The 24,167-nt window shown below is 48.8% G+C and carries 19 protein-coding genes and 1 tRNA gene; 3 read left to right on the plus strand and 17 right to left on the minus strand.

Annotation, left to right across the window (positions count from 1 at the left end):
- Nucleotides 1-97 precede the first annotated feature (97 nt).
- From pyrF to HMPREF1493_RS02750, 8 genes are all read right to left on the minus strand, one after another.
- Nucleotides 98-829: an orotidine-5'-phosphate decarboxylase gene (pyrF, locus tag HMPREF1493_RS02715; RefSeq protein ID WP_035427670.1), complete on the minus strand. Its 732-nt coding sequence runs from the start codon at nucleotides 827-829 to the stop codon at nucleotides 98-100.
- Nucleotides 823-1,749: a dihydroorotate dehydrogenase gene (locus HMPREF1493_RS02720; RefSeq protein ID WP_035427672.1), complete on the minus strand. Its 927-nt coding sequence runs from the start codon at nucleotides 1,747-1,749 to the stop codon at nucleotides 823-825. The genes pyrF and HMPREF1493_RS02720 overlap by 7 nt, the downstream gene beginning before the upstream one ends.
- Complete coding sequence (locus HMPREF1493_RS02725; protein WP_035427674.1) at nucleotides 1,743-2,537, minus strand: dihydroorotate dehydrogenase electron transfer subunit; 795 nt, start codon at nucleotides 2,535-2,537, stop codon at nucleotides 1,743-1,745. The genes HMPREF1493_RS02720 and HMPREF1493_RS02725 overlap by 7 nt, the downstream gene beginning before the upstream one ends.
- Complete coding sequence (locus tag HMPREF1493_RS02730; protein WP_035427675.1) at nucleotides 2,537-3,844, minus strand: dihydroorotase; 1,308 nt, start codon at nucleotides 3,842-3,844, stop codon at nucleotides 2,537-2,539. The genes HMPREF1493_RS02725 and HMPREF1493_RS02730 overlap by 1 nt, the downstream gene beginning before the upstream one ends.
- Entirely contained in the window at nucleotides 3,828-4,763 is a 936-nt protein-coding gene (locus HMPREF1493_RS02735; RefSeq protein WP_035427676.1) for an aspartate carbamoyltransferase catalytic subunit, read from the minus strand. Before HMPREF1493_RS02735 ends, HMPREF1493_RS02730 begins: the two co-directional genes overlap by 17 nt.
- Complete coding sequence (pyrR, locus tag HMPREF1493_RS02740; protein ID WP_035427677.1) at nucleotides 4,763-5,338, minus strand: bifunctional pyr operon transcriptional regulator/uracil phosphoribosyltransferase PyrR; 576 nt, start codon at nucleotides 5,336-5,338, stop codon at nucleotides 4,763-4,765. The genes HMPREF1493_RS02735 and pyrR overlap by 1 nt, the downstream gene beginning before the upstream one ends.
- Before the next feature lie 153 nt (nucleotides 5,339-5,491).
- Complete coding sequence (locus HMPREF1493_RS02745; protein ID WP_353573412.1) at nucleotides 5,492-6,595, minus strand: ABC transporter ATP-binding protein; 1,104 nt, start codon at nucleotides 6,593-6,595, stop codon at nucleotides 5,492-5,494.
- A 76-nt stretch (nucleotides 6,596-6,671) separates the two neighbouring features.
- Nucleotides 6,672-7,700, minus strand: coding sequence for a LacI family DNA-binding transcriptional regulator (locus tag HMPREF1493_RS02750; RefSeq protein WP_035427678.1), 1,029 nt, complete (start codon nucleotides 7,698-7,700; stop codon nucleotides 6,672-6,674).
- 266 nt (nucleotides 7,701-7,966) lie between these two features.
- Between HMPREF1493_RS02750 and HMPREF1493_RS02755 the strand changes: the two genes are divergently transcribed.
- The 3 genes from HMPREF1493_RS02755 to HMPREF1493_RS02765 are packed head-to-tail and all read left to right on the plus strand — an operon-like array spanning nucleotide 7,967 to nucleotide 11,903.
- Nucleotides 7,967-9,025, plus strand: coding sequence for an aldose epimerase family protein (locus HMPREF1493_RS02755; protein WP_035427679.1), 1,059 nt, complete (start codon nucleotides 7,967-7,969; stop codon nucleotides 9,023-9,025).
- A gap of 38 nt (nucleotides 9,026-9,063) precedes the next feature.
- Entirely contained in the window at nucleotides 9,064-10,275 is a 1,212-nt protein-coding gene (locus HMPREF1493_RS02760) for a galactokinase (RefSeq protein ID WP_035427680.1), read from the plus strand.
- Nucleotides 10,266-11,903 (plus strand): UDP-glucose--hexose-1-phosphate uridylyltransferase, encoded by a 1,638-nt coding sequence (locus HMPREF1493_RS02765; protein WP_035427682.1) that lies wholly within the window; start codon nucleotides 10,266-10,268, stop codon nucleotides 11,901-11,903. The genes HMPREF1493_RS02760 and HMPREF1493_RS02765 overlap by 10 nt, the downstream gene beginning before the upstream one ends.
- A 715-nt stretch (nucleotides 11,904-12,618) precedes the next feature.
- Here HMPREF1493_RS02765 and HMPREF1493_RS02770 read toward each other — a convergent pair.
- The 9 genes from HMPREF1493_RS02770 to HMPREF1493_RS02810 all read right to left on the minus strand — a co-directional run bounded on the left by HMPREF1493_RS02770 (nucleotide 12,619) and on the right by HMPREF1493_RS02810 (nucleotide 24,164).
- On the minus strand, nucleotides 12,619-14,274 hold the full coding sequence (locus tag HMPREF1493_RS02770; protein WP_035427683.1) for a galactose/methyl galactoside ABC transporter permease MglC: 1,656 nt from the start codon (nucleotides 14,272-14,274) through the stop codon (nucleotides 12,619-12,621).
- 15 nt (nucleotides 14,275-14,289) lie between these two features.
- Nucleotides 14,290-15,798 (minus strand): sugar ABC transporter ATP-binding protein, encoded by a 1,509-nt coding sequence (locus HMPREF1493_RS02775; RefSeq protein WP_035427684.1) that lies wholly within the window; start codon nucleotides 15,796-15,798, stop codon nucleotides 14,290-14,292.
- Nucleotides 15,799-15,902: 104 nt separating this feature from the next.
- A complete protein-coding gene (locus HMPREF1493_RS02780; RefSeq protein WP_051485230.1) occupies nucleotides 15,903-17,204 on the minus strand; it encodes a substrate-binding domain-containing protein in 1,302 nt (433 codons plus the stop codon).
- A gap of 294 nt (nucleotides 17,205-17,498) precedes the next feature.
- Nucleotides 17,499-17,573, minus strand: a tRNA-Asn gene (locus HMPREF1493_RS02785).
- 121 nt (nucleotides 17,574-17,694) lie between these two features.
- Complete coding sequence (rpoD, locus tag HMPREF1493_RS02790) at nucleotides 17,695-19,062, minus strand: RNA polymerase sigma factor RpoD (protein ID WP_035427685.1); 1,368 nt, start codon at nucleotides 19,060-19,062, stop codon at nucleotides 17,695-17,697.
- Between the two features lie 121 nt (nucleotides 19,063-19,183).
- Nucleotides 19,184-21,166 (minus strand): DNA primase, encoded by a 1,983-nt coding sequence (gene dnaG / locus HMPREF1493_RS02795; RefSeq protein ID WP_035427687.1) that lies wholly within the window; start codon nucleotides 21,164-21,166, stop codon nucleotides 19,184-19,186.
- A complete protein-coding gene (ribF, locus tag HMPREF1493_RS02800) occupies nucleotides 21,156-22,193 on the minus strand; it encodes a riboflavin biosynthesis protein RibF (RefSeq protein WP_035427688.1) in 1,038 nt (345 codons plus the stop codon). Before ribF ends, dnaG begins: the two co-directional genes overlap by 11 nt.
- A 9-nt stretch (nucleotides 22,194-22,202) precedes the next feature.
- Nucleotides 22,203-23,144, minus strand: coding sequence for a tRNA pseudouridine(55) synthase TruB (truB, locus tag HMPREF1493_RS02805; protein ID WP_035427689.1), 942 nt, complete (start codon nucleotides 23,142-23,144; stop codon nucleotides 22,203-22,205).
- Nucleotides 23,145-24,164 carry a DHH family phosphoesterase gene (locus HMPREF1493_RS02810; protein WP_035427690.1) on the minus strand — a complete coding sequence of 340 codons (1,020 nt, stop codon included), beginning with the start codon at nucleotides 24,162-24,164 and terminating at the stop codon, nucleotides 23,145-23,147.
- Nucleotides 24,165-24,167 lie beyond the last annotated feature (3 nt).

Below are 24,167 nucleotides of genomic sequence, written 5' to 3' on the forward strand. Positions count from 1 at the left end.
AGCAAAATAGTTTGCCACATAACACGTTATTTACAAGGGGTTTTTTAATATTTCCGCATCAAAAACCACCTGTTCACCACAATTCCAACAATTTCCGTTAATTTTTGAGCTCCGAAATAATGGATTCAAATGCTTCGACTGGATCGTTTGCGCAGGTAATTGGCCTACCAACTACCAATTTGCTTGCTCCAGCCTTAATTGCAGCTGAAGGTGTGGAAATTCTGACCTGATCGCCCTTCTCGGCACCTTCTGGACGTACTCCAGGAGTCACGATGAGCGCATTTGGTCCCAAAAGCTCTCTCATCTCCTGTGCTTCCTGAGGTGAGCAGACAATTCCATCGGCACCTGCGTTGTAAGAAAGAGACGCCAAACGAGCAACTTCATCCTTAATAGATCCGTCTACGCCAATGGAGTGAAGCGCATCCTCATCCATGCTGGTAAGCACAGAGATAGCCACCAGTTTGGTGCGGCCAGACTCATCAACGCCACGCTCTGCTGCAGCCTCTTCTGCACCCTCGCGACCAGCAGAGATCATCTGAGCGGTTCCCAGGCCATGGATAGATAAGATGTCTGCACCAGAAAGCGATGCAGAGTGGACAGCGCCTTTGACCTGGAATGGAATGTCGTGCACCTTAAGGTCAAGAAACACCTTGAAACCGCGAGCGTGCATCTCATCTACCATCGAGGGTCCGTAGCGATAAAAAAGCGTCATGCCAACCTTAACCCAGCGTGCATGGCCGGCGAGAAGATCGGTGAGCTCCAGAGCTCTTTCTCTTGTGCAATCAAGCGCAACAATAACGGCGTCGCGTGCCTGCTCGTCTGTTAGCATTCAACAGCTCCAATCAGCTCGTGGATGTCAGATACTCCCTGAGACTTTGCCCAGTCAGTAAGCTCGTTCAGAATACGTGGAGCACACATTGGGTCATAAAGGTTTGCAGAACCCACCGAGACAGCCGTAGCTCCCGCAAGGATAAACTCTGCAGCATCCTCGCCCGTTTCTACGCCACCAACGCCGCAAATAGGAATAGAAACCGCACTTGCGCACTCCCAAACCATGCGAACAGCAGCATTATGGCAGAGAGGACCACTGAGGCCGCCAGTTGGCTTAGAGAGCCTGCTCTTTCTTGTGTGGACGTTAATTGACATGCCTGGAATAGAGTTGATGAGCGTAAGACCATCAGCGCCTTCAGCCTCAAAAGCCTTACCAATCTCGGCAACGTTGACGGGGGCCATCTTAACCAGAATGGGCAGCTTTGTCAGAGGACGAACTGCCTTCATAATCTCTGTAGCCTGGTCTGGAGTACCACCGAGGGGCTTACCGCCCTTCTCAAGATTTGGACAACTCACGTTAAGCTCAATAGCTGAGATGTGTGGATTAAGCTCTTCAAGGCGCTCGACAACGTCAATCATCTCCTGCACGGAGTGTGCTGCCATCTGCATGATAACGCGTGTGCCACGACCCTCAAGATCTTTCATGTAGTCATCAGTGTGGGCGATAAAATCGTCCACTCCAGGATTGGCAAGGCCAACGCTGTTCATCATGCCGCCGTTAAGCTCGCACATACGAGGAGCTGGGTTTCCTTCCCAAGGAACGCGAGCAACACCCTTCATAGTGATGGCGCCAAGCAGAGAAACGTCGTAGAAACCCTCAAACTGCCAACCGTAGCCAAAGGTACCCGCAGCAGTGTTGATAGGGTTTTTCATCTGGATACCGCCCAGATTAACGGCCATTTTTACCTGATCTACCATGCGATCTCCTTTGCCTCAAAAACAGGTCCAACCATGCAAGCAGACGCATAGCCGCCCTTAGCAAGTGGGACATTGCAGGTGTTGCATGCGCCAAAGGCGCAGCTCATCATACGCTCCATAGAAACCTGGCAAGCAACGTTGTTGGCAATTGCAAGCTTGGCCACGCTTCTCATCATAGGCTCTGGACCGCAGGTATACACAGCGTCCCAAACACCTTGACTTAGAGGTTCCTCCAAAGCTGCTGTTACAAAGCCCTTAGTACCCTTAGAACCGTCATCCGTTGTGACGTACACGTTCTGTGCGCCCAAGGCGAGAAGATCTTCTTCTCCAAAGAGTTTCTCGGCAGTTTGTGCGCCAATGACCGCGTCAAACTCAACACCCAGCTCTGTAAGCTTGCGCGCTGCAGCGATAATTGGTGTGATACCCACACCTCCTGCTACCAGGACGCTTCTCTTGCTAGAGGCGTTAAGGCGCCAGGGGCGGCCGCAAGGAGCAGTCATGTCACTAGCGTCACCAGGCTTCATCTGAGAAAGCCTGCGTGTACCCTCGCCTACCGTTGCGTAGATAAGCTCGAGCGTATCGGTTGCTTTATCAGCTAGCGAGAAGGACAGTGGGATGCGAAGAATGTGGCGCTTATCGCCTGGAACATTAACGTTTACAAACTGACCAGGCGCTAGAGACTTACAAAGACCTGGTACCTTGAGCTGGGCTCTATACAGATTCTGGGCAACCTGGGTATTACTCAAAACCGTAAAGTCAAATACCTGTACATTTCCACGTAGTGGCATTACTTTTCCCCTCCAGGAACAACTACTTCATTGGCAAGAACTCGCTTACCATCAACAAACACATCTGTTGCAACACCATAGAGCTCAGCGCCAATGAAGGCGGAGTTCTTGGACTTGCTCTCAAAATACTCTGTCGTAATCTGAACCTTCTTTTCTGGGTCAAAAAGGGTCAGGTCAGCCTTGTAACCTGCAGCAATCTTAACAGGCTCAAGACGCAGAATACGACGAGGATTAACGGCCATTGCGCGAACAAGACCAGTGTAAGAAAGCTTATTGGTACGCACCATATTAGTGACCATCAAAGGCAGCGAGGTCTCAAGGCCAATGCAGCCAAAGTAAGAGATTTCCCACTCACAGTCCTTCTCGTGAGCTGCATGAGGCGCATGGTCAGTAACAATACAATCAACTGTCCCGTCTGCAACCGCTGCCTGAAGAGCAAGCGCATCCTCAGCAGTTCTGAGCGGTGGATTCATCTTAAGGTTGGTGTTATACGTATCAGTGATGTCATCTTCAGACAAGAAGAGATGGTGAGGACAAACCTCTGCGGTAACAGGCAAGCCTTCCTTCTTAGCTGCACGTACCAGCTCTGCTCCCCTGCCCGTTGAAATGTGGCAAATGTGTAGAGGGCAACCGGTAAGGCGGCACAGATCAATATCTCTGGAAATTTCCAGCTCCTCACCAAGTGCTGGCCAGCCAAACATACCAAGGCGCGTGCTTGCGCGACCTTCGTTAACAACACCACCAGCACTGATGGACTCAATCTCACAGTGAGCAGCAACAACGCGGTCAAACTGGGAGACATACTCCATAACGGTGCGCATCATACCAGCGCTTTGAACGCCGTGGCCGTCGTCAGAGAACGCGGATGCTCCCTCATCAACCATGTTGCCAATCTCAGCAAGCTCTTGTCCCTTAGAGCCCTTGGTTAGAGCACCCATAGGACGGACGTGAATGAGACCAACCTCATTGCCACGATCAATCTGAAAGCGAACAGCAGGACCGTTATCGGTGACAGGATTGGTGTTTGGCATAGTAGCAACATCAGTAAAGCCACCATGAACCGCAGCTCTAGAGCCCGTCTCAATGGTCTCTTTGTACTCAAAGCCAGGATCTCTAAAGTGAACGTGCATATCAACAAGGCCAGGGGTAAGCACCTTGCCTTTTGCGTCAATGACAGTATCACCCTCTTGAGGCTTAACCGTAGCTGCTACTTCGGAAATAGTTTCTCCGTCAATACGAACGTCCAGTACCGCGTCGAGATTAAGCTGCGGGTCTACAACACGCGCGCCCTTAAGCAGAAATGCCATCAGAGTCTCCTCCCAGAAGCAGATACATTGCGGCCATGCGCGTCAAAACGCCTGCATTGACCTGGTCAAGAATACGAGAGCGAGCGCAATCGGCCACCTCGCTGTTAATTTCCATACCACGGTTCATAGGACCTGGGTGGCAGATAATTGCCTCAGGCTTCATCAGCTTGCTGCGGCGCTCATCAAGGCCCCAAAGCCTGTTGTACTCACGGCGAGAAGGAATAGGAGCTCCTTCCATACGCTCCAGCTGCACGCGGAGCATGTACACGACGTCAACATCACCAATGACCTCATCAAAATGTGAGGTCTGATAGCAGCCAAACCAGCTTGGATCGTCTACGTGGAATGTTGGAGGTCCAACGAGAACAACCTCTGCACCCATAGTCTTGAGTGCTGGCACCAAAGAACCAACAACGCGACTGTGAGAAAGGTCGCCAACAATGGCAACTTTAAGGCCATCAAGATGCCCAAAGTTCTTGCGAATGGTATAGAGGTCAAGCATGGCCTGAGTGGGGTGCTGATGCTTGCCGTCACCAGCGTTGATGACAACGGCATCAGTGTGCTCAGTAATCTTCTGCGGTGTACCTGCAAGTCTTGCACGGCAGATAAACATATCAACGTTCATAGCGTCGATAGTCTGAATGGTATCTGCCAAAGACTCACCCTTAACCACAGATGAGGTAGATCCTCCCATGTTTAAAGCGTCGGCAGAGAGACGTTTCTCGGCAAGCTCAAATGAAGAGCGAGTCCTGGTAGAAGGCTCTAAGAACAGGTTGACGATAGTGCGGCCACGAAGTGCCGGCACCTTTTTAATGTCTCTGTTGTTTACAGCCTCAAACGACTGAGCTGTATCAAGAATTTGCTGGATATCGTCACGCGTCAGACTGTTTGTATCAATCAAATGTTTAACCGAAAGCATTAGTTTCCTCCCTCAATAAAGGGGTCAGAATAGTCAGCTTCGTACAGCAAGACGCAGTCCTGACCATCAATTTCTTTAATATTTAAGCTGACTACCTGGCTCTTTGATGAAGGAACATTCTTTCCCACATAGTCAGGTCTAATAGGAAGCTCACGATGACCACGGTCAACTACTACGGCCAATTGAACGCGCTCAGGACGACCATAGTCGATGAGGGCATCGAGTGCTGCTCTGATAGTTCTTCCTGTCTGAAGAACATCGTCTACCAGCACAACGCTTGTACCTGTAATATCAAAATCGATATTAGTTGCATGGAGAACCGGTGCGGTATTTCTTCTAAAATCATCGCGATAAAAACTGATATCAAGTGAGCCAACTTTTGGCTTAAATCCGGTAAAACTCAAAATCTTTTCCGCAAGACGAGAAGCCAAAACCTCTCCACGGCGAACAATGCCCACCAAAGCAACGTTTTCAATTGCATCGTTATTCTCGACAATTTCGTGAGCAATTCGTGTAAGCATGCGGTCAAGGGACTGCTCATCCACAATGAGAGAGTGCGAACCTTCTTGAGCCATAGCGCCTCCAATAAAAAAGATACCTCACCTGACCAGGCACAAGGTATCCAAAAGGCAAAACTATGACTATGAGCCTTACGGGTATCTCGTACCACATTTAAAGACACACATATTGTACTCGTACAGACCCTAACTTTTGGTTAGGAATTTTAATTATCTCTTGAGGTGCTCGTAAGCTTCACAAACTTCATCCACAGGACCCAGCATGCGCTGCTTGCCCTTCTCAATCCAAATAGCACGGTCACAAATGCGCTGAACCAGGTCAATGGAGTGAGAAACCAGAAGAACGGTAACGTTATTAGAAGCGACCAACTCTTTGATGCGGTTCTCGCACTTTTGCTGGAAAAGGAAGTCTCCCACCGAGAGCGTCTCATCAACAATGAGCAGGTCAGGTTCTGTAACGGTTGCAATTGCAAAGGCAATACGTGCCACCATACCAGAGGAGTAGTTCTTGAGTGGCATGTCCATAAAGCCCTCAAGCTCAGCAAACTCTACAATCTGGTCAAAGTGCGAGTCAATAAACTCCTTCTTGTAACCAAGAAGAGCGCCATTGAGGTAGATATTCTCTTTAGCGGTAAGCTCCATGTCAAAGCCAGCACCAAGCTCAATAAGAGGCGCAATAGTACCTTTAACCTCACAAGTTCCCTTAGAAGGCTCAAGTACGCCCGCAATGATTTTGAGCATGGTAGACTTGCCAGAGCCGTTGGTGCCCACCAGGCCAAAAGCCTCGCCACGCTTTACTTCAAATGAGATGTCATCAAGAGCCTTGAACTCCTTAAAAGCAACCTCGCCGCGTGCAAAGGCAATAAAATACTCTTTCAAAGAGTTGAACTGCTCAGAGGCAATGTTAAAGATCTCCGAAACGCCGTTTACCGCAACAACGGTCTCTGCGTCTTCAGATGGAAGCGGTGGACGCATAAAATCGTCATCGCCAGCAACAACTACCCAGGCAGTAACTGTCTGAGGGTTGTTGTGCGTGTCAAATGCATCAATGTAAAGATGATAGCGACCAGGCTCTGGGAAGGTATATGTCCACGACGTATTAGGAATTGAATCACCAAATTGATGCTCTGTGGTATCCCAAAAACCCTCATCCCAACGGTCGTTCAAACTCCACACATAGTGAAATTTAAAGCCCTCAGGGTCTGCACCAATAATCTTAGGAGTAGCAGTTACAGTCTCTCCTGCACGAATCTCGTGCGTATCCAAGGAAACCTGAACTGACCAGCCTAATTCTTTATTTGGTGACTCAGACATACAACTCCTCTAATCAACTATTGCCTGAACAGTATAGCTGATTATGGCGAGAAACCCGACTTTTTAAGAGACTTCTCTACTTCTGTGGTGCCGCTGTGGTGGTACGAACAATAAGCTTTGGAGCAATTCTAATTGCTTCAGGCTCATACCCCGCCTCAGATGCACGTATTGTATGCTCAAGTGCCACACGACCGCGCTCGAGGAGATTAAAGCGTACGGTGGTCAAAGAGAAGTTAGGCAAATAGTCTTCAAGAGAGTCGTCAACACCAACAACGCTCACGTCTTCCGGTACGCTCAGTCCCACTTCTTCAAATGCCGCAATGATACCTAGTGCCATCTGGTCGTTTGCTGCATAAACTGCAGTAAAATCACGATTTTCTCGCAGTTTTTTACCAATTTCATAGCCACTATTGGCGGTCCAATCGCCAGCTAAAGGCTCAACAATTTCTAGCCCATACTCAGACATGGCATCTCGCCAGCCCTTCTCGCGAAATTGCGAGTCAATAGAGTACGAAGGGCCTGCTACAAAACAGATCTTGCGATGACCAAGCTCATAGAGGTGATCAATGACAAGCTTTGAGCAGCCGTACTGATCTGAGTCAACAGTTGTGCAGTAAGGGTGCTCGTGCATGGTAAGAAGCACTGTTCCAAGGCCTGGCTGCGGTACAAATGATTCAAAGTCTGATGCCATAAGACTCATGCTGATAATCATGCCGTCAACAGGAAGATTAGACATACGATGAGAAATGTCCTGCAGGCAGAGGCCATCGTCAGAGCCTTTCTCAATCATCGTAATTGCATATTCATGCTCACGAGCAGCAGAGACAATGCCATCGAGGGTTGCCAAGTTACCAAACTCACGAATGTCGTACAGACAGAGTCCCACCGATTGATACGAACCAGACCTTAACGACCTGCCTGCAAAGCTTGGCCTAAAGCCCATGGACTCCATTGCGGCCTGGACTTTTTCTCGCGTTGCCTTGCTCACGTTTTGAGCACCATTAGCAACACGAGAAACGGTCTGCTGAGAAACACCAGCGGCTTGCGCAACATCAGCCATTGAAACAGAGCGTTTATTTGAGCTAGAACTATGCGAGCGAGTCACGAATTCCTCCGATTATCTGCCTGTTTACGTACTCATACTAACAGGCAGATTGGCATAACGCGATAAAATTGCATATATAGCAGCAAATTAAACGTTCACGGTAAAAAAATAACCGTTCGGCGAGAAGGACTTTTGACCTGCGCTCTAACCGTTTGCCCCCGCAAAGATACCACTGACTGAAAACTTAATAATTTCCTGTTAGTTCGTTATGAGTACGTTAACATAGTATGTGTAATGCACTATGAGTAGTATCTCGGAGGTATCCGATGATTGATGTTCGACCCTTTGATAGCTTTGTTAACTCCCCTGCTGCGCTTACGTATACCATTCGCGGCGCCCATTCATCAATTAAATTAAGCAATTTTGGTGCCACCATTTTGGGCATTTCAGTTCCAGATGTTTATGGGACGCAGGCAGATGTAGTTCTTGGATATAGCCTATTTGACCTGTATTTAGATAACCCCGCCTGCTTTGGTGCCTCCATTGGACCTTCTGCTAATCGTGCAGATAAAGCAGAGATTCCACTTAATGGTGTTATCTATCATCTTCCTAAAAACAACGGTCCAGACAACCAAAATAACCTGCATACTGATCTGGTTACTGGTATCCATAAGCGCATTTGGCAGGCAGAAATTGATGAAGCTCAAAATACGGTAACCTTCAGCATTGACTTGGTAGATGGAGAATATGGACTACCAGGAAACCGCCACATTACCGCAACCTATAAGCTTATTGAAGAGGGTGCGCGGTCAACGGTAAATCTTACGTATACCTGCACAACCGATGCTGCAACATTTGTAAACATGACTAACCACGTATACTTCAACCTTAATGGTCATGATTCTGGAGATGTCTGCGGTCATAGTCTGACCATTCATGCAGATTCGTATCTGCCTCTACGAGAAGACTCAGTTTCCGCGGGAACCATAGATGCTGTTGCAGGAACACCTTTTGATTTCCGCGCACCTAAGACCATTGGTAAAGATCTTGGTGTAGATAACAAGCAGCTCAACATTGCTCATGGCTATGATCACTGCTTTGCCATTAACAACTATGAAAACGGTCAGTTGCGCCCCGCTCTTCTCGCCACATCAGAAAGCGGGCGCTCGCTTGAGATTCAAATTACCGCTCCAGGTGCTCATCTTTATACCGGCAACTGGCTTGATGAGGCACGTGCAAAAGACGGCGCTATTTACAAGCCTCAGGCTGGTTTTGCATTTGAGAGCGAGTTTTATCCAGATTGCGCTCACCATGTAGAGTGGCCTCAGCCCACATGCACGCCTGAGCAGCCATACAGCTCACAGATTGTTTATAGATTCTTTTAAGATACCTGGCTTCACAGCACTAAAGGGAAAGGAACACCATGGCTCACACGTTTGACGAGAAAACCACAGCTCAGCTCAATCGCGCAAAAGAGCACTTTGAGCAAATGTTCGGAAAAGCTGACCGCTATCTTGCAGTACATGCGCCTGGTCGCTCCGAGATTGCTGGTAATCACACTGATCACGAGGGTGGTCATGTTATTGCCGGCGCCCTAGATGTTGCTATTGACGCTATTTGCGCACCTAATAACCTGGGCGTTATTCGTGTTGCCAGCGTTGGATACGATCCTTTTGAGGTAGATTTCACAAATCTGGAACCCTCAGAGGATGAGTTCCTTACCACTAAGGCCATTGTTCGCGGCATGGCTGCAAACCTGGTCAAACTTGGCTTTGAACCAACTGGTTTTGACATGGCAGTAGTAAGCGACGTACCTGGTGGCGGTGGACTTTCTTCCTCTGCTGCTTTTGAGGCTGCAGCAGGTCGCGCAATGGAAGCACTCTGGGAAGGTGGCTCCGAGATTTCTGCGGTTAAACTTGCTCAAATGAGCCAGAACACAGAAAACGTTTACTTTGGCAAGCCTTGCGGCCTTATGGATCAGCTTGCTGTTTGCCTTGGCGGCCTTGCCTTTATGAACTTTGAGGATTCTGCAGAGCCCAAGGCAGAAAAGCTGGACCTTAACTTTGAGGATTACGGCTACGCCCTCTGCCTTGTTGATGTTGGCTGCGACCATGTTGCCTTCACAGATGAATACGCGGCTGTTCCCGTAGAGATGCAGAAAGTTGCAGCAGCCTTTGGCAAGACACGCCTCTCTGAGGTTCCGGTTGAAGACTTCCAGGCTCGCGTTACTGAATTGCGAGAAGAGCTTGGAGACCGCGCTCTTCTCCGCGCTATTCACTACTGGTACGAGAATGACCTGGTAGATAAGAGGTGGACAGACCTTCAGAACTCCGATATTGAGTCCTTTATTGCGCTCACCAACGCTTCTGGCGCAAGCTCAGGCATGTACCTGCAGAACGTTTCTACTTCTGGCTCGTATCAGCCAGCTATGCTTGCCCTCGGTTTGGCCGAGAGCATCTTAAAAGGTTCTGGCGCCGTTCGCATTCACGGTGGCGGTTTTGGTGGCTCTATCCAGTGCTTTGTTCCTCTCGCCCTAGTCGAGACCTTCATTTCACAAATGAACCAGTGGTTTGGCGAAGGCGCCTGCCGCCACTACGCCATCTCTGACCAGGGAGCTTGTGCACAATGGCTGTAGCAGACAATGAAAGCGCACTTTGCATTCAGCAGCTTGTCGCGTATGCATGCGAGCGCGGACTTATTCAAACTGAGGATTTGACCTGGTGCTATAACGCGCTGTTGGACATGCTTTCGTACGAGGGGCCCGCCCCCGTTAAGCCTTGGGAGAAGATTGACCTAGCGTCGTTTAATCTTGACCAGACACTTGCCGAGCTTGCTCGCCTAGCTGTTGCTCACGGTCTTGCCGAGAACACCCAGAGCGGTGAAGACTCTTTTGCTATGCGCGTCATGGGCCTTCTGCTGCCAAAGCCTTCCGAGGTGGCGCACCATTTCAATGAGCTGTACGTTGCCGAGGGACCTCGCGCCGCAACTGACTGGTTCTACACGCTTTGCTGCGACGCAGGCTATGTCAGAAGAAGCGCCATTGCCAGGAATATCACGTGGACTACCCCAACTACCTGGGGAGACTTAGAGATTACCATCAACCTCTCCAAGCCAGAAAAAGATCCTCGCGAGATTGCTGCAGCTAAAACGGCTCAAAACACTTCTGGCGAGAAGTACCCTGCATGCCAGCTCTGCCTTGATAATGAGGGTTATTCTGGACGCGGCGCTTCGTCTGGTGCAGGCGCTCATCCTGCCAGGCAGAACCTGCGCATCATCCCCATTGAGCTCAACCAGCATCGTTGGGGATTCCAGTACAGTCCGTACGCATACTTCAACGAGCACTGCATTGCCATGAACTCGGATCACATTCCTATGCACATTGATCACGAGGCGCTGGTCAACCTCTTTGACTTTGTGGACAGGTTTCCCCACTACTTCATTGGTTCAAACGCTGACCTGCCCATTGTGGGTGGATCGATCCTCTCGCACGATCACTACCAGGGCGGACGTTACGAGTTCCCTATGATGCGTGCAGAAGTTGCGGAAGAGTTTGAGCTCAAGCAGTTCCCCGAGGTGGCGGGCGCAATTCTCAAGTGGCCACTCTCCGTTCTTCGCCTCTCCTCTACCAGTCGAGAAGAAACACTCAAAGCTGCAGAGTTTATCATCACCGCATGGCGCAGCTATACCGACGAATCTGTCTCTGTTTATGCGGAAACTGACGGCGAGCCCCACAACACGGTTACCCCTGTTGTTCGCAAGCTTGAGAGCGGCAGCTACGAGGTCTTTCTTGCGCTGCGCTGCAACGTTACCAGTGAAAAGCATCCGCTTGGCATCTTCCATCCACATGCTGAGTATCACCACATCAAGAAAGAAAATATCGGACTCATCGAGGTCATGGGACTTGCCGTGCTTCCGCCTCGTCTTGTGCCAGAGCTCAATAAAGTTCAGTCTGTAATGGAGCAGTGCCTGGCAAATGGCAAGAAAGCTAACGCAGTCTATGGACAGCTGACTACGGACTCCACCACCATCTCTCATGCCGATTGGGCTCGCCAGATCTACGCCAAGCTGCTTGAGCAGGGCGACGGTTCTAGCAAAGATGCGGCTTCGAAGAAGGACATCTCTTCTCTCTCATCCGAGCAGCTCAAGAAGTACATTTACGACGAAGTTGGCATTGTCTTCTCGCACGTCCTTGAAGACGCCGGCGTATTCAAGTGGAACGAAGAAGGACGAGCAGCACAGCATCGCTTCCTCGAGTCTCTGTAGCTACTACCGTCCACAGGTTCGTTCGTAGCTCACGATGCTCCACGTGCAATAACGTATCTCGCAATCGCAAAGATCACCCAGCAAGAGGGCCGAGAAAATCGGCTCTCTTGTTTTTTACCGCCAAATCGTCAGCCCACGACAGTTAAAGAACGCTCAAGCACAGCAAAGTCAGATATTCTGTTGGATGTGGGATCTGATTTGACCCTTCTAACACACCTATGTCGGATAATCTGTCGCAGATAGCCCTGTTCAACGCTTCGAGCACATCTACGTCGGATAATCTGTCGCAGAAAACTCTGTTCAACGCTTCGAGCACATCTATGTCGGACATTCTGCAGGCTTTGAGAGGCACGACCACAGTAAAGTCGGATAATCTGTCGATAGTTAACATATTTTCCGACATAGGTGTGTTATTTCCCTTTAAATCTGCAGAATATCAGCCATAGGTGTGCTTTCCAGGACAAAAATTGCAGATTATCCGACTTAGGTGTGTTGCGAAAATTCTAAAAGGACATATGTCTAAATTGATACAGCGTTTTACCAGCTAGTTTTTAAATTTCCCGTAAAGTCACTTTTCATTAACGTGCAAGCGCTGTCTTTCGCCAAAAAAAGAGGCGTCTACGTGAGTAGACGCCTCGAAACTTGCACGTAATAGCAGGCTTTCCACACTTGCGCTGCGTTTCCGAACTTGCGGCGCGCGGCGCGGGAGCGCCAGCTACTTCTTCTGGACGTACTTCAAGCAGTCAAGGGTGACAGCGGTCAGAATAATGACGCCCGAGAAGACAAACTGCAGGTTGGTGTCGATACCAAGAATGGTCAGTGCGTAAGTCAGTGCGGTGAAGATAAGAACACCCACGGTAACACCGGAGATCTTACCAATACCACCGGTGAACGAGACGCCACCAACAACGCAGGCTGCGATTGCGTCCATGTCCCAACCCTGGCCGTAAGCTGCGGAACCAGAGCCGACCATACGCATGCACTCGAGCCATGAACCAAATCCGTAGAGGATACCAGCCATAACAAAAGCGCCAACCATAACTCTAAAGACAGAGATACCGGAAACAGCTGCTGCCTCAGGGTTTCCACCTACTGCATAGAGATTCTTACCAAAGGTGGTCTTGTTCCAGATGAACCAAACAATAGCAATAGCTGCGATTGCCCACAGAATGATGGATGGGAATTTACCAATTCGTGGAATGACCATGTCTGGAATAGATGGCTCGATAGCACCAAACGAAACACCCTTTGTTGCATAGGTAACAATACCAAAGATAATCAGCATGTTAGCCATGGTCGAGATGAATGGGTGCATCTTAAACTTAGCAGTAAAGAAGCCAGCGATACTGGTAAAGCAGGTGCAGAGAACAATACAGGTAACCAAAGCCATGATGATTCTGACAGGAATTGGAATACCAGTAAGGTCAAACGTGATACCAAAGACCTGACCAGTATTGATGCCCTGGTGCATGATGATGGTTGAAGCGGTCATGCCCATACCAACCATACGACCAATGGAAAGGTCAGTACCGGTAAGCAGAATCAATCCAGCTACACCAAGAGCCAAGAACATTCGAGGCGATGCCTGCTGAAGAATGTTGATGACGTTGGAGTATGTCAGGAGCTGAGTGCCCTTGACTGCTGGGGTAATGATACAAAGGGCAATGAATACCAGGAGAATAACAATGTACAGACCGTTCTGAAGCAAGAATGAACGGGTGTTGAAGGTGTACTTGTAGTTCTCCCACTTCTGAGCCTGAGACTCCAGTGGAGTGAACTTAGACATCCTGAGAAGGTCGATGAGGTGATACTCATGACTAAACGCATTATGAGCACGGTCTTTGATGCGCTGAAGGTCTTTCTGATAGTTGACCTTTGCATCAAACTGACGGTTCTTATAGACGTACTTCTCGTCTTTGATTTCTTGAGCGTCAGAAGTCTTGCTGACAGCCTCTTCATGCTCCTTCTTGAGGCGCTCAAGAGCAGCAGCGTAGTTCTGCTTAGCCTGCTCCTTCTCAAGAGCACAGCTAGCCTTTACAGGCTCCAGGTACTCGTTCTTGTAGTGCTCCTTAAGATAAGCTTCGGCCTCTGCGATAAGCTTGGAGACCTGAGCGCTATTCTCGGACTCAACCTTCTTTGCAAGCTCCAGCTCAGCCTTGTAGCCCTCGATAAGCGTGTTGCGCTCTTCGGCGGAGATAGACTTATCGCGCTTTGTTGACTCAATAGCGCTTAGTGTTGAAATTACTTTGTTGGTACCATTTGCGCGAAGCTCATCAATCTGAGCCTGAATGGAACCAATCTTCTGATCAATAGGCTTTAGCAGCTCTTTTTCCTGCTCGGCCGTCAGAACAGATCCACCTGTTTTTGGCATTTATATCATCCTCTCCTACAGGTACTTTGCGCTGAGGCGCAGGAGTTCTTCTTGATTTGTCTCGTTGGTATTTACAATGCCCGAGAGTCTACCGTTGGACATAACGCCAATTCGGTTAGTAATTCCCAGAATCTCTGGCATCTCCGAAGAGACTACGATAATAGTGGTACCGCTCTTAGCCATATCAATAATGAGCTGGTAGATCTCATATTTAGCACCAACATCAATACCACGAGTAGGCTCGTCCATCAGGAAAACCTGTGGATAGCGCTCGAGCCATTTACCAAAAATGACCTTCTGCTGGTTGCCGCCAGAAAGACTTGAAATCAAGTCTGATGGACCCTGAGCCTTGGTGTTCATAACCTTGAGCTCATTGACGGTAGCCTTAGTCATCTTAGGATCAGAAAGAATTGGACCAGCCTTATACTGATTCAAGTTTGCAATGGTTGTGTTAAACGTCAGGTCACCCTTAAGGAACAGGCCGTTTGCCTTGCGCTCCTCGGTAATCATGGCAAAACCGTGGTCCATTGCCTCTGCAGCTGTCGAGAAGTTCATAAGGTGCTCGTTGACGTAGACACGACCGGCGGCCCTTGTTCTAACACCAAAGATTGTTTCAAGAAGCTCTGTTCTACCAGCGCCGACAAGACCATACAAACCAAAAATCTCACCCTTCTTTACATCAAAAGTGACGTCTTGAAGGTATGGCTCATATTTAGTTGAAAGGTGCTGAATAGAAAGATATGTCTTACCAGGTGTGTTAGTAACATCTGGGAAGCGATTCTCAAGTGAGCGGCCGACCATTGCCGAGATGAGTTCATTCATGTTGGTCTCATTTGAGCGCTTGGTCATAACAAGCTTACCGTCACGAAGAACTGAAATGTCGTCGCAAATCTCAAAGATCTCATCCATCTTGTGAGAGATGTAGACCAAAGAAATTCCCTGCTCTTTGAGCATATGAATCATCTCAAAGAGTTTCTCGACCTCTTGAGTCATAAGTGAAGAAGTAGGCTCATCAAGAACAATAATCTTAGCGTTGTAAGAAATTGCCTTTGCAATCTCGCACATTTGACGCTGAGATACTGACATGTTCTTCATAGGTTGAGTCAGGTCTACGGTCATACCAAGACGCCTGAAGAGCTCGTTAGCCTCTTTTTTCATGCGTCCCTCGTCGACAACACCCATTGCATTAACGGGATAGCGACCAAGGAACAAGTTATCTACAACATTTCTATCAAGGCACTGGTTAAGCTCCTGGTGAACCATTGCGACGCCATTCTCAAGTGCGTCTTTTGGTCCAGAAAAACTAACCTCTTTGCCGTCAAGAAATATCTTGCCTTCATCTTTTTGATACGTACCAAACAGGCACTTCATCATGGTAGATTTGCCTGCGCCGTTCTCTCCCATAAGACCCATAACGGTTCCACGGCGTACGTTCATTGAAATGTGATCCAGAACGCGGTTACGTCCAAAGGACTTGCTCATTCCATCAATTGTTAGAACGATATCGTTTTCTGTATCTGCCATGTAATCACCCCTTATCTCGCTAAGTTATTGCGCTTATTCGCGAGAACACCGGAGGAGAGCAGGTGTCTCCCCTCCGGTATTGTTTCGTGCTATCGACTACTTAATTACTTAAGCAGCTGGGTATAGGAAGAACCGTTGTCGGTCTTAACCATGTTGAATGCAAATGCATCGTACTCGTCAGGGTTGCCAAGACGGTTGGTAATGTTGGACTCAGTCTGGCCATCGCCTGCGATGAACTCAACGTTGAGGTTGAGCAGTGGAGCATACTTCTTGAGCAGTGGTACATAGGTTGAACCAAGGAAGTTGTCGCCAGAGTTGTAGGTGTTGAGCCAAACCTTCTTCTCTGGGTGCTTGTCTGCGCTCAGCTGAGCGGAAGCATCCTTGTAAGTAGTGGTTGCGTCAAGGTTGTCCTTGTAGTTCTCAGCGGTAACTGCAAGGTTGAGAGCGTAGTAAGAACGCTGCTCTGCAACATACTTGTAGTCCTTGGAGTCAATCTTGTTGCCAGCATCGTCTGCGGACTCAATGCCGGTGTTGATATCAGCGCCGTCAAGAGCGTTGCGGAGCAGACGGAGAGTCAGGTAAGCCTGAACATCTGGGTGCTGGGAAATGGTGCCTGCATAGCCGTCAGCAATAGCTGCAACAGCGTCAGAGTTAGCGTCGTAACCAAAGGTTGGGACCTTCTGAGCCTTTGACCATGCATTGAAGATGGACATGCCCATACCGTCGTTGTTGGAAACAACAACATCAATCTGATCGCCGAAGGAAGAAGACCAAGCAGCAATTGCGTTACCAGCGGTTGCAGCATCCCATGTTGCACCAGCGGTGTTCTTCATCTCCTGAGAAGCAAGCTCACGGATGGTGTAGGACTTGCCGCCAACCTCAAGCTTGCCGTCCTGAACAACAGAAGCGGAGCCGTCAGTGTTGGTGCCTACTGGATCAGAAATAATCTTGCCGTCCTTCTCGATGCCAGTACCAAGTGCCTTACGGACACCACGAGTACGAGCGATAGAGTCGTTGTGACCAATGTCACCAATTGCAAGAACGTAACCAATGATGCCATCCTTGTTACGATCAAGCTCAGCTGCGTGAGCCTTGATGTAATCAAGAACCATCTGACCCTGGAGCTCTGCACCCTGAACTGCATCAAAGCCAACGTAATAGGTGTCTTTGTTGAAGTTAAGAGTGTTTGTATCAAGCTCACCGGTTGAGCTGTTAGAAGGCTGACGGTTGAAGAAGACAACAGGCTTATCCTTGTTCTCTACCTTTGCATCTTTAGCGCCTTCCTCTTTTTTCTCGCTAGGTGCGCAAGCTGCAAGAACGCTAGATCCACCAACGCTAAGAACGCCTAGACCACAGAACTTTAGAAAACTGCGACGAGACACATCCATAGTAGTGACCTTTCTCATTTGTTATGCCTTTTGCATAACTCTGACCTTAATGAGTACGTTAACAAATCTCATCACAGCTCTCTGTGAGATGTCGCTCAACGGTTGCAGAAATACCGTAAGCGTTATGTTTTGTACCTTTTACGGTATCAATTTTGAAGTTTTTGAGGATAAATAAAGAAAAATCGGTCAAATGACCAAATTGTCGAGAAAAACGTCCTCTTCAAATTTGTGAATAAAAATCTGCCTAATGCGAGAAAAGCAGAACGATTCTTTAAACAAAAAAGACCAGGCATTGCCTGGTCTTGAAAATTCTGGCTCCCCGAGCAGGATTTGAACCTGCGACACGCTGATTAACAGTCAGCTGCGCTACCGCTGCGCCATCGGGGAATATGTGTGCTTCTCAGCGGTGTTTAAGTATAGAGAGACATTCCAAACCATGCAAGCATTTTTTAGAAAAAATTTAGTCAAATTCTTCTTGCACAATCTCTTGCATACCTAAACCAAGAAGCTACTCCTCCATGTAGTCCTTAAGACGACCGGACCTAGAAGGATGACGAAGCTTTGCCAAGGTCTTGGACTCAATCTGACGAATACGCTCACGCGTAACGCCAAACTCCTTGCCTACCTCTTCAAGGGTACGAGGATGACCGTCCTCAAGACCAAAGCGGAACTTAATAACCTTACGCTCACGATCAGCAAGACCATCAAGAACCTGCTCAAGCTGCTCACGAAGCATTGAATCAGAAGCTGCATCTGGTGGAGCAACAGCTGAAGAGTCTTCAATAAAGTCTCCAAGCTGGGAATCTTCTTCTTCACCAATAGGCGTCTCAAGAGAGACGGGCTCCTGGCTAATCTTCTGAATCTCGCGGACGCGATCAGGAGACATACCCATTTCTGCGCCAATCTCTTCTGGAGAAGGATCTCTACCAAGATCTTGTAGAAGCTGACGCTGAACACGGATAAGCTTATTGATGGTCTCTACCATGTGAACAGGAATACGAATGGTACGAGCTTGGTCCGCAATAGCACGGGTAATTGCCTGGCGAATCCACCATGTAGCATATGTTGAGAACTTAAAGCCCTTGGTGTAGTCGAACTTCTCGACAGCACGAATAAGACCCAGGTTACCTTCCTGGATAAGATCGAGGAACAGCATGCCACGGCCAACATAGCGCTTAGCAATTGAGACGACAAGACGAAGGTTTGCAGAGATAAGCTGCTGCTTAGCGTCAAGTCCTACGGACTCAATACGCATGAGGCGGCGCTGCTCTGCACGGTTGAGCTCGATGAGGCCATCCTCAAAGTCCTCCAGCTTCTGGGAAGCTGCAGTACCTGCCTCAATCTTCATAGCAAGGTGAACCTCTTCTGATGCAGTAAGCAGGTCTACCTTACCAATCTCTTTAAGATACATGCGGACAGGATCGCCGGTAAGCATAACCGTGGTGGTATCTGAGCGACGAGCACGAGCGCGAGAAGAACGTTTTGGCTTAGAGACTTTTGCCTTAGAAACAGAGCGGAGAGCCTCTTTGACCTCACGTGCCTCATTTACGGCATCAAAATCTTCATCATCTTCATCTTCAAAATCAGATGAGTCATCCATGTCATCATCGGATGAAAAATCATCCTCTACGGTGTCATCTTCAATGGCGAAAGAAACGGTTGCTTCAGATGCGGTAGTAATCTCTACACCTTTAACGCGCAGCGAATCATACAGGTCAGAAAGCTCATCATCGTTAACGTCAACGTCACGAATGGCAACCTGAATATCGTCTTCGCTGATACTACCGTTAGACTTTGAAGAACTTACCAGATCATCAACAATTTTAGTAAGCTCATCTGAGAGTTTGACCTCTTCATTTGCCTTTTTTGCAGCCACAAATATCCTTTCGATAGATTAGCGCAAATCTTTATACCCAAAAGTTTCTCTACCTAATCAAACTATTCATTTTAATTTATAAAAAATCAGATGAGTAGCATCCCCATAAAATGAGTATTTTCTATTGCCCCGAAGTAAGCCTCTTGCCTAGCTCAAGAGCTCGTGTCTGAAGCTCCTGCGCAGCAGCAAGTTGCTCTTCAGCAAGTGTTCCGCTTGAAGACTCCCCTGCATAAGAACTGGAGCGCAAATTTGATCGAATTTCTCGCAATTTACGCTGTACCGAGTAGTAGTCAACCGTGTCCACAATAAACTCAAGCGAACGACGTGTATCGGAGTTGCCCTCAGATATCACGCGACCAGAAGAAAGAATAGCTGCCGCATTTGGCTCAACAGCCGCAGCCGCGGCAACAACCTGCGCTGGCGTAGCGCCCTCTGGAGTTGCAAGCATGGCCCATGCCATGGTTTGATGGCGAGCATCGGCCCAGACAAAGTCTGCAATACGGTCTTGATACTCTCGCACTAAAGACAAGTTTGTTGCCATAGCACTTAAGAGCTCAAGCTCTGAGTTAACCTGCCTGCGATCTTCTGCGGAGAGACCCTGCGAGCCTCGTGGCTCATACGTATCAGCAGAAACGCTATACGATGATGGGTCATCATACGGAGACACCTCGTCATACGGTGGAACATCATCGTATGAAGGACCCTCGGCGTAAGCTGAAGTTTTAGGAGCAGAATTATACGAAGAGGTATAGATGTTCTTCTGAGGCTGTTTGCGCGCCATCTTTGAAGTGCGCGAATCTGCAGCGTCATCTTGAATAGGCGCGGCCTTAATTGCGCGCTTTGCTTCCTCGACATCAATATGAAGCAAATCGGACACACGAAGTGCATACTCGCTCAGCAGCACCGATGTCTTGAGCGGGGCCAACAGAGACGCTAAAGCCTCAAGCGCTTTGACTCGACCACCGGGTACAGATAAGTCAAACTGAGCTGTTGTGGCATCAAAGACAAAGTCCATAAGCGGACGAGCTGCATCTAAGATAGGACGTAGCTTATCTGCACCTGATTCGGCGAGAAACTCCATGGGGTCCTGGTTATTTGGCAAAACAACACAGAGAAACGCAGCGGTTGTTTTATCGATAAATTTAATGGCACGAGCAGCAGCGTGTTGACCTGCAGCATCACCGTCAAACATGCAAATGATTTTGCGTGCACGCTGGCGATCGATGAGTTTGACGTGCTCAGACGTAAATGCAGTGCCTAAAGCTGCCACAGTGTTGGTAAAACCAGCCTCATGCATGGCAATAACATCAGTATAGCCCTCGCAAATAATAGCCTCGGACTGGGCAGCAATAGTCTCTTTTGCAACATCGTAGGCAAAGAGGTGTTTACCTTTATTAAAGACAGAAGTGTCCCTGGTATTAAGGTACTTAGGAGCGTTTTCTACCTTTTTAGTAATTCGACCGCCAAAAGCAATAGTTCTTCCCTGCTCATCATGAATAGGAAACATCACTCGATCATAGAACCAGTCGCTGATGCGACCATTGCGCTCAACGGCAAGGTTTGCAGCAATCATCTCTTGCGTGGTATAGCCACATTTACGCAGGTGCGCTACAAGCGCGCCTCTGCCAGGTGCATATCCTAGCTTCCAGCGCTTGCAGACAGCCGCTCCAAATCCGCGACCAGAGAGATATGCACGCGCCGCCTCAGGACCTTCTCCCCTTCCGCGCATAAGCATGGAGTGGAAGTAATTCTCGGCCTCAGTAAGGCACTCAATTAAGCGATTCTTGCGGGGACCCTTAGAAACATGAGCTTCTTCTGAAAGGGTAATTCCAGCTTTATCGGCAAGATATCTGATAGCGTCAGGAAAATCTAGATTTTCTCGCTTCATGACATAACTAAAGACATCTCCACCTTCGGAGCAAGCGCCAAAGCAGTGCCAGAGACCCGTAGAAGGATTTATCTTAAATGAAGGGCTTTTTTCTTGGTGGAAAGGACAGCATCCCCAATAGTCCTGACCTCGGGGTTTTAGCTCAACTGTCTCGGAAACAAGCGTGACAAAATCTGTGGCTTGTCTTACGCGCTCTTTATCTTCGTCAGTTATCATCTTCCACCTCCCCGCTTCCTAAGTTATATGAAGTCGTACCCAGATTCTGGGCTACCCAATCTATATTTCCACGAACGGCACACTTGAGCTCTTCAAGTGAATCAAATTTTTTAGATTCCCTCAGTCTCTTCACGAATACCGTCTGAACCTGCGAATCATATAAGTTCCCGCTAAAACCTAGGAGGTTAGCTTCAAGTAAAGGTTCTGTTTGAGACTCAAATGACGGAGCTTTTCCCACATTAACCGCAGCGGGCCATGCTGTTGCGCCGTGAACCACATAGCACGCATACACGCCATCTTGAGGAATGCAATCACGCAGGTCAAGCGAAACATTTGCAGTTGGAAAACCAAAACCAGTACCCTGGCCTCGACCGTGTTTGACTACGCCACTCACAAAGTGCCAGCGGCCCAACAGGCTTGCTGCTTCCTCAACTTTACCCTGCTCAAGCAAGTCCCTAATGCGAGTTGCAGAAATTTTCTGTCCACCTGAGCAAAAGAGCTCATGGGCGTGAACTTCAAAGCCATGCTTATACCCAAGCGAGGTGAGCAACGCGCTTCCCTCAGCACCTTGTGCGCCCAGGCCAAAGTCAGAACCCACATGAACGGACACAGCCGAGACACTTGGAAGCAGCTTGTCCTCGACGTATTGCGTAGCGCTCAATGCCGCAAACTCGAGGGTAAAGTGGTGTACCAAAATGCCGTCCACTCCCCATGCGGCAAGCGCGCGAAGTCTATCTTCTCCCGAGAGCAACCGCCGAGGTGATCCATCAAACAGCACCTCAACAGGGTCTGGTAAAAACGTCACAGCAACAAGTGGTACATTGCGAGCTTCGGCGTCCTTTTTTGCGCTGGCGAGAAGCCCTTGGTGGCCCTCATGAAGTCCGTCAAAGACACCAAGCACGCACACGCAAGGCTGCCTGTAGCAGTCAGAACGCAAGGTATAGAAGTCAGCATCACCAAGCTCACGTGGAGCCGGCAACTCACTTCCATACAAGACGGATTGTACTATGCGTTCTACCTTGTTCAACGTGCATCCTTACTTACACAAAATACCTTGAGAGAAGTTTGTCTGACAGACAAGGCAGGAGCCCTGCCTTGTCCAAATTCCTACAAGAGCATCATTCCACACAAGGCTGACCAGTGAGTTATGAGCAATCTCAGAGAGATCTTCTGGAATACCAAAACGCTTTCCAACCTCAACACACTTGTATTCTGCTGCAGTCAACCTGTGCACAGGGTATCCCAGAACCTCAGTTGGATTGAGGCGTTTATCTTCAAGCACCTGAGCTGGGCTTTGTTCAAGCTCTTCTAATAAAGCGCAGCTCCCAAGTGTGATTGGACCAGAGAACGTCCTTCTCAGGCCACTAATATGAGCCTCTGTTCCAAGAGACTGACCAAGGTCTCGAGCAAGACTTCTAATGTAGGTGCCTTTTGAAACGTCAAACGCAACCGTCCATACCAGTGATTCATCCGTAGTAGAAGGTTTGCGCACTGCCAAAAGCGTAGCGTCGTAAATAGAGACTCTACGAGCCGCAAGCTCTGGCGTCTTACCTTCACGAACAAGCTGATAAGCGCGTTTGCCATCAACTGAGATTGCAGAAACTACAGGTGGAAGCTGGTCTACCGTACCCACCAGCTTTGCGCATGCAGCACGAGCAAACTCTTCATCACGCAACTCCGCTGGGACAGGTGCCGTGGCCACAATCTCACCGTCTGCATCGTCGGTTGAGGTACGAGCCCCAAACGAAATGTCGGCTACATATCCCTTACGGTCAAGCGTCAGAAGGCCCAAAAGCTTTGTAGCAAGTCCAATGCCCACTACCAGCACGCCACTTGCATTAGGATCCAAAGTGCCTGCGTGTCCCACGCGTTTCTCGCCAAATGCACGGCGAACGCGAGAAACCACGTCATGGCTGGTTAAGCCAAGCGGTTTGTCAACAGCAATAAGTGCGTTAATTCCACTAGCTCCTCGCTTCACCTATGACTCCTTGTCAAGCGCGAGAAGATCGATGAGCAGAGGGACTATCTGGGTAAACACATCGTCAATGGTGCCTTCAGCGGTAAAGCCTGCAGCTGCAGTGTGTCCGCCGCCACCCATTTGACGAGCTACGCCAGAAATATCTAGCTGAGATTTGGAACGCAGATTGCCGCGAACTTTTCCGCCATCAACCTCTTTGAGGAAGAGGGCAATTTCTGTTCCCTCAACGCAACGCACAATGTCTACCAGGCCATCCATCTCGGCAAGAGGAACTCCTGATGCAGAAAGATCTGCGGTGGTGACGTAGCTGTAAGCAACGCGACCCTCACCAAAAGTACGGATGCGACCCATAACCTTTGCGGCAAGGTGAAGGTAGGCCAAACGATCACTCTGGTAGACATGAAGCGCAATCTGAGATGGAGAAGCGCCTGCTTCCACCAGCAAACTTGCTACCTCAAAAGCCTCGCCGTCAGCGTTTTGGTACTGGAAACGACCAGTATCAGTTACCAGAGCGCACATAAGGCATTGTGCCTCTGATGGAACAAGCTCTGTACCCAAATGACAGGCAAACTCGGTGATAATGACACCGGTTGCCGCTGCATCAGGACGCACGAGTCCCGCATTCCAATACACGCTGTTATAGGGGTGATGGTCAAGTACAGCTACCGTCTTAGAGCGTTCCATCAGCGCTTCTGCATCAGCCAAACGTCCTGCAGTAGAAAGGTCTACGCAGATAAAAAGGTCTGGAGTACCCTCGTACTTATTTGCAGGCACAAAGCTCTCAGTACCATCAAGAAACTTGTATATACGTGGTACTTCCCCATCAGCATCTGCCAAAAGATTGGTGACAGTTTTGCTAGGCCATCTTCTCTGAATAATGGAAGAAAGTGCTAATCCAGAGCCAATCGCATCTCCATCAGGAGACGTATGTGCGCAAACAACGATTGACGAGGCCTGCTCAATCAGAGCTGTAACCTCGTCAAACTCTGGACGACTGACTTTTGTATTCAGTGACGTCACTTA

It is taken from the genome of Atopobium sp. ICM42b (genome assembly GCA_000564995.1).
Lineage (GTDB): Bacteria > Actinomycetota > Coriobacteriia > Coriobacteriales > Atopobiaceae > Lancefieldella.

Coding starts and splice junctions, on each gene's coding strand:
- pyrF (WP_035427670.1), bottom strand. CDS start 829: ATGCTAACAGACGAGCAGGCACGCGACGCCGTTATTGTTGCGCTTGAT.
- HMPREF1493_RS02720 (WP_035427672.1), bottom strand. CDS start 1,749: ATGGTAGATCAGGTAAAAATGGCCGTTAATCTGGGCGGTATCCAGATG.
- HMPREF1493_RS02725 (WP_035427674.1), bottom strand. CDS start 2,537: ATGCCACTACGTGGAAATGTACAGGTATTTGACTTTACGGTTTTGAGT.
- HMPREF1493_RS02730 (WP_035427675.1), bottom strand. CDS start 3,844: ATGGCATTTCTGCTTAAGGGCGCGCGTGTTGTAGACCCGCAGCTTAAT.
- HMPREF1493_RS02735 (WP_035427676.1), bottom strand. CDS start 4,763: ATGCTTTCGGTTAAACATTTGATTGATACAAACAGTCTGACGCGTGAC.
- pyrR (WP_035427677.1), bottom strand. CDS start 5,338: ATGGCTCAAGAAGGTTCGCACTCTCTCATTGTGGATGAGCAGTCCCTT.
- HMPREF1493_RS02745 (WP_353573412.1), bottom strand. CDS start 6,595: ATGTCTGAGTCACCAAATAAAGAATTAGGCTGGTCAGTTCAGGTTTCC.
- HMPREF1493_RS02755 (WP_035427679.1), top strand. CDS start 7,967: ATGATTGATGTTCGACCCTTTGATAGCTTTGTTAACTCCCCTGCTGCG.
- HMPREF1493_RS02760 (WP_035427680.1), top strand. CDS start 9,064: ATGGCTCACACGTTTGACGAGAAAACCACAGCTCAGCTCAATCGCGCA.
- HMPREF1493_RS02765 (WP_035427682.1), top strand. CDS start 10,266: ATGGCTGTAGCAGACAATGAAAGCGCACTTTGCATTCAGCAGCTTGTC.
- HMPREF1493_RS02770 (WP_035427683.1), bottom strand. CDS start 14,274: ATGCCAAAAACAGGTGGATCTGTTCTGACGGCCGAGCAGGAAAAAGAG.
- HMPREF1493_RS02775 (WP_035427684.1), bottom strand. CDS start 15,798: ATGGCAGATACAGAAAACGATATCGTTCTAACAATTGATGGAATGAGC.
- HMPREF1493_RS02780 (WP_051485230.1), bottom strand. CDS start 17,204: ATGAGAAAGGTCACTACTATGGATGTGTCTCGTCGCAGTTTTCTAAAG.
- dnaG (WP_035427687.1), bottom strand. CDS start 21,166: ATGATAACTGACGAAGATAAAGAGCGCGTAAGACAAGCCACAGATTTT.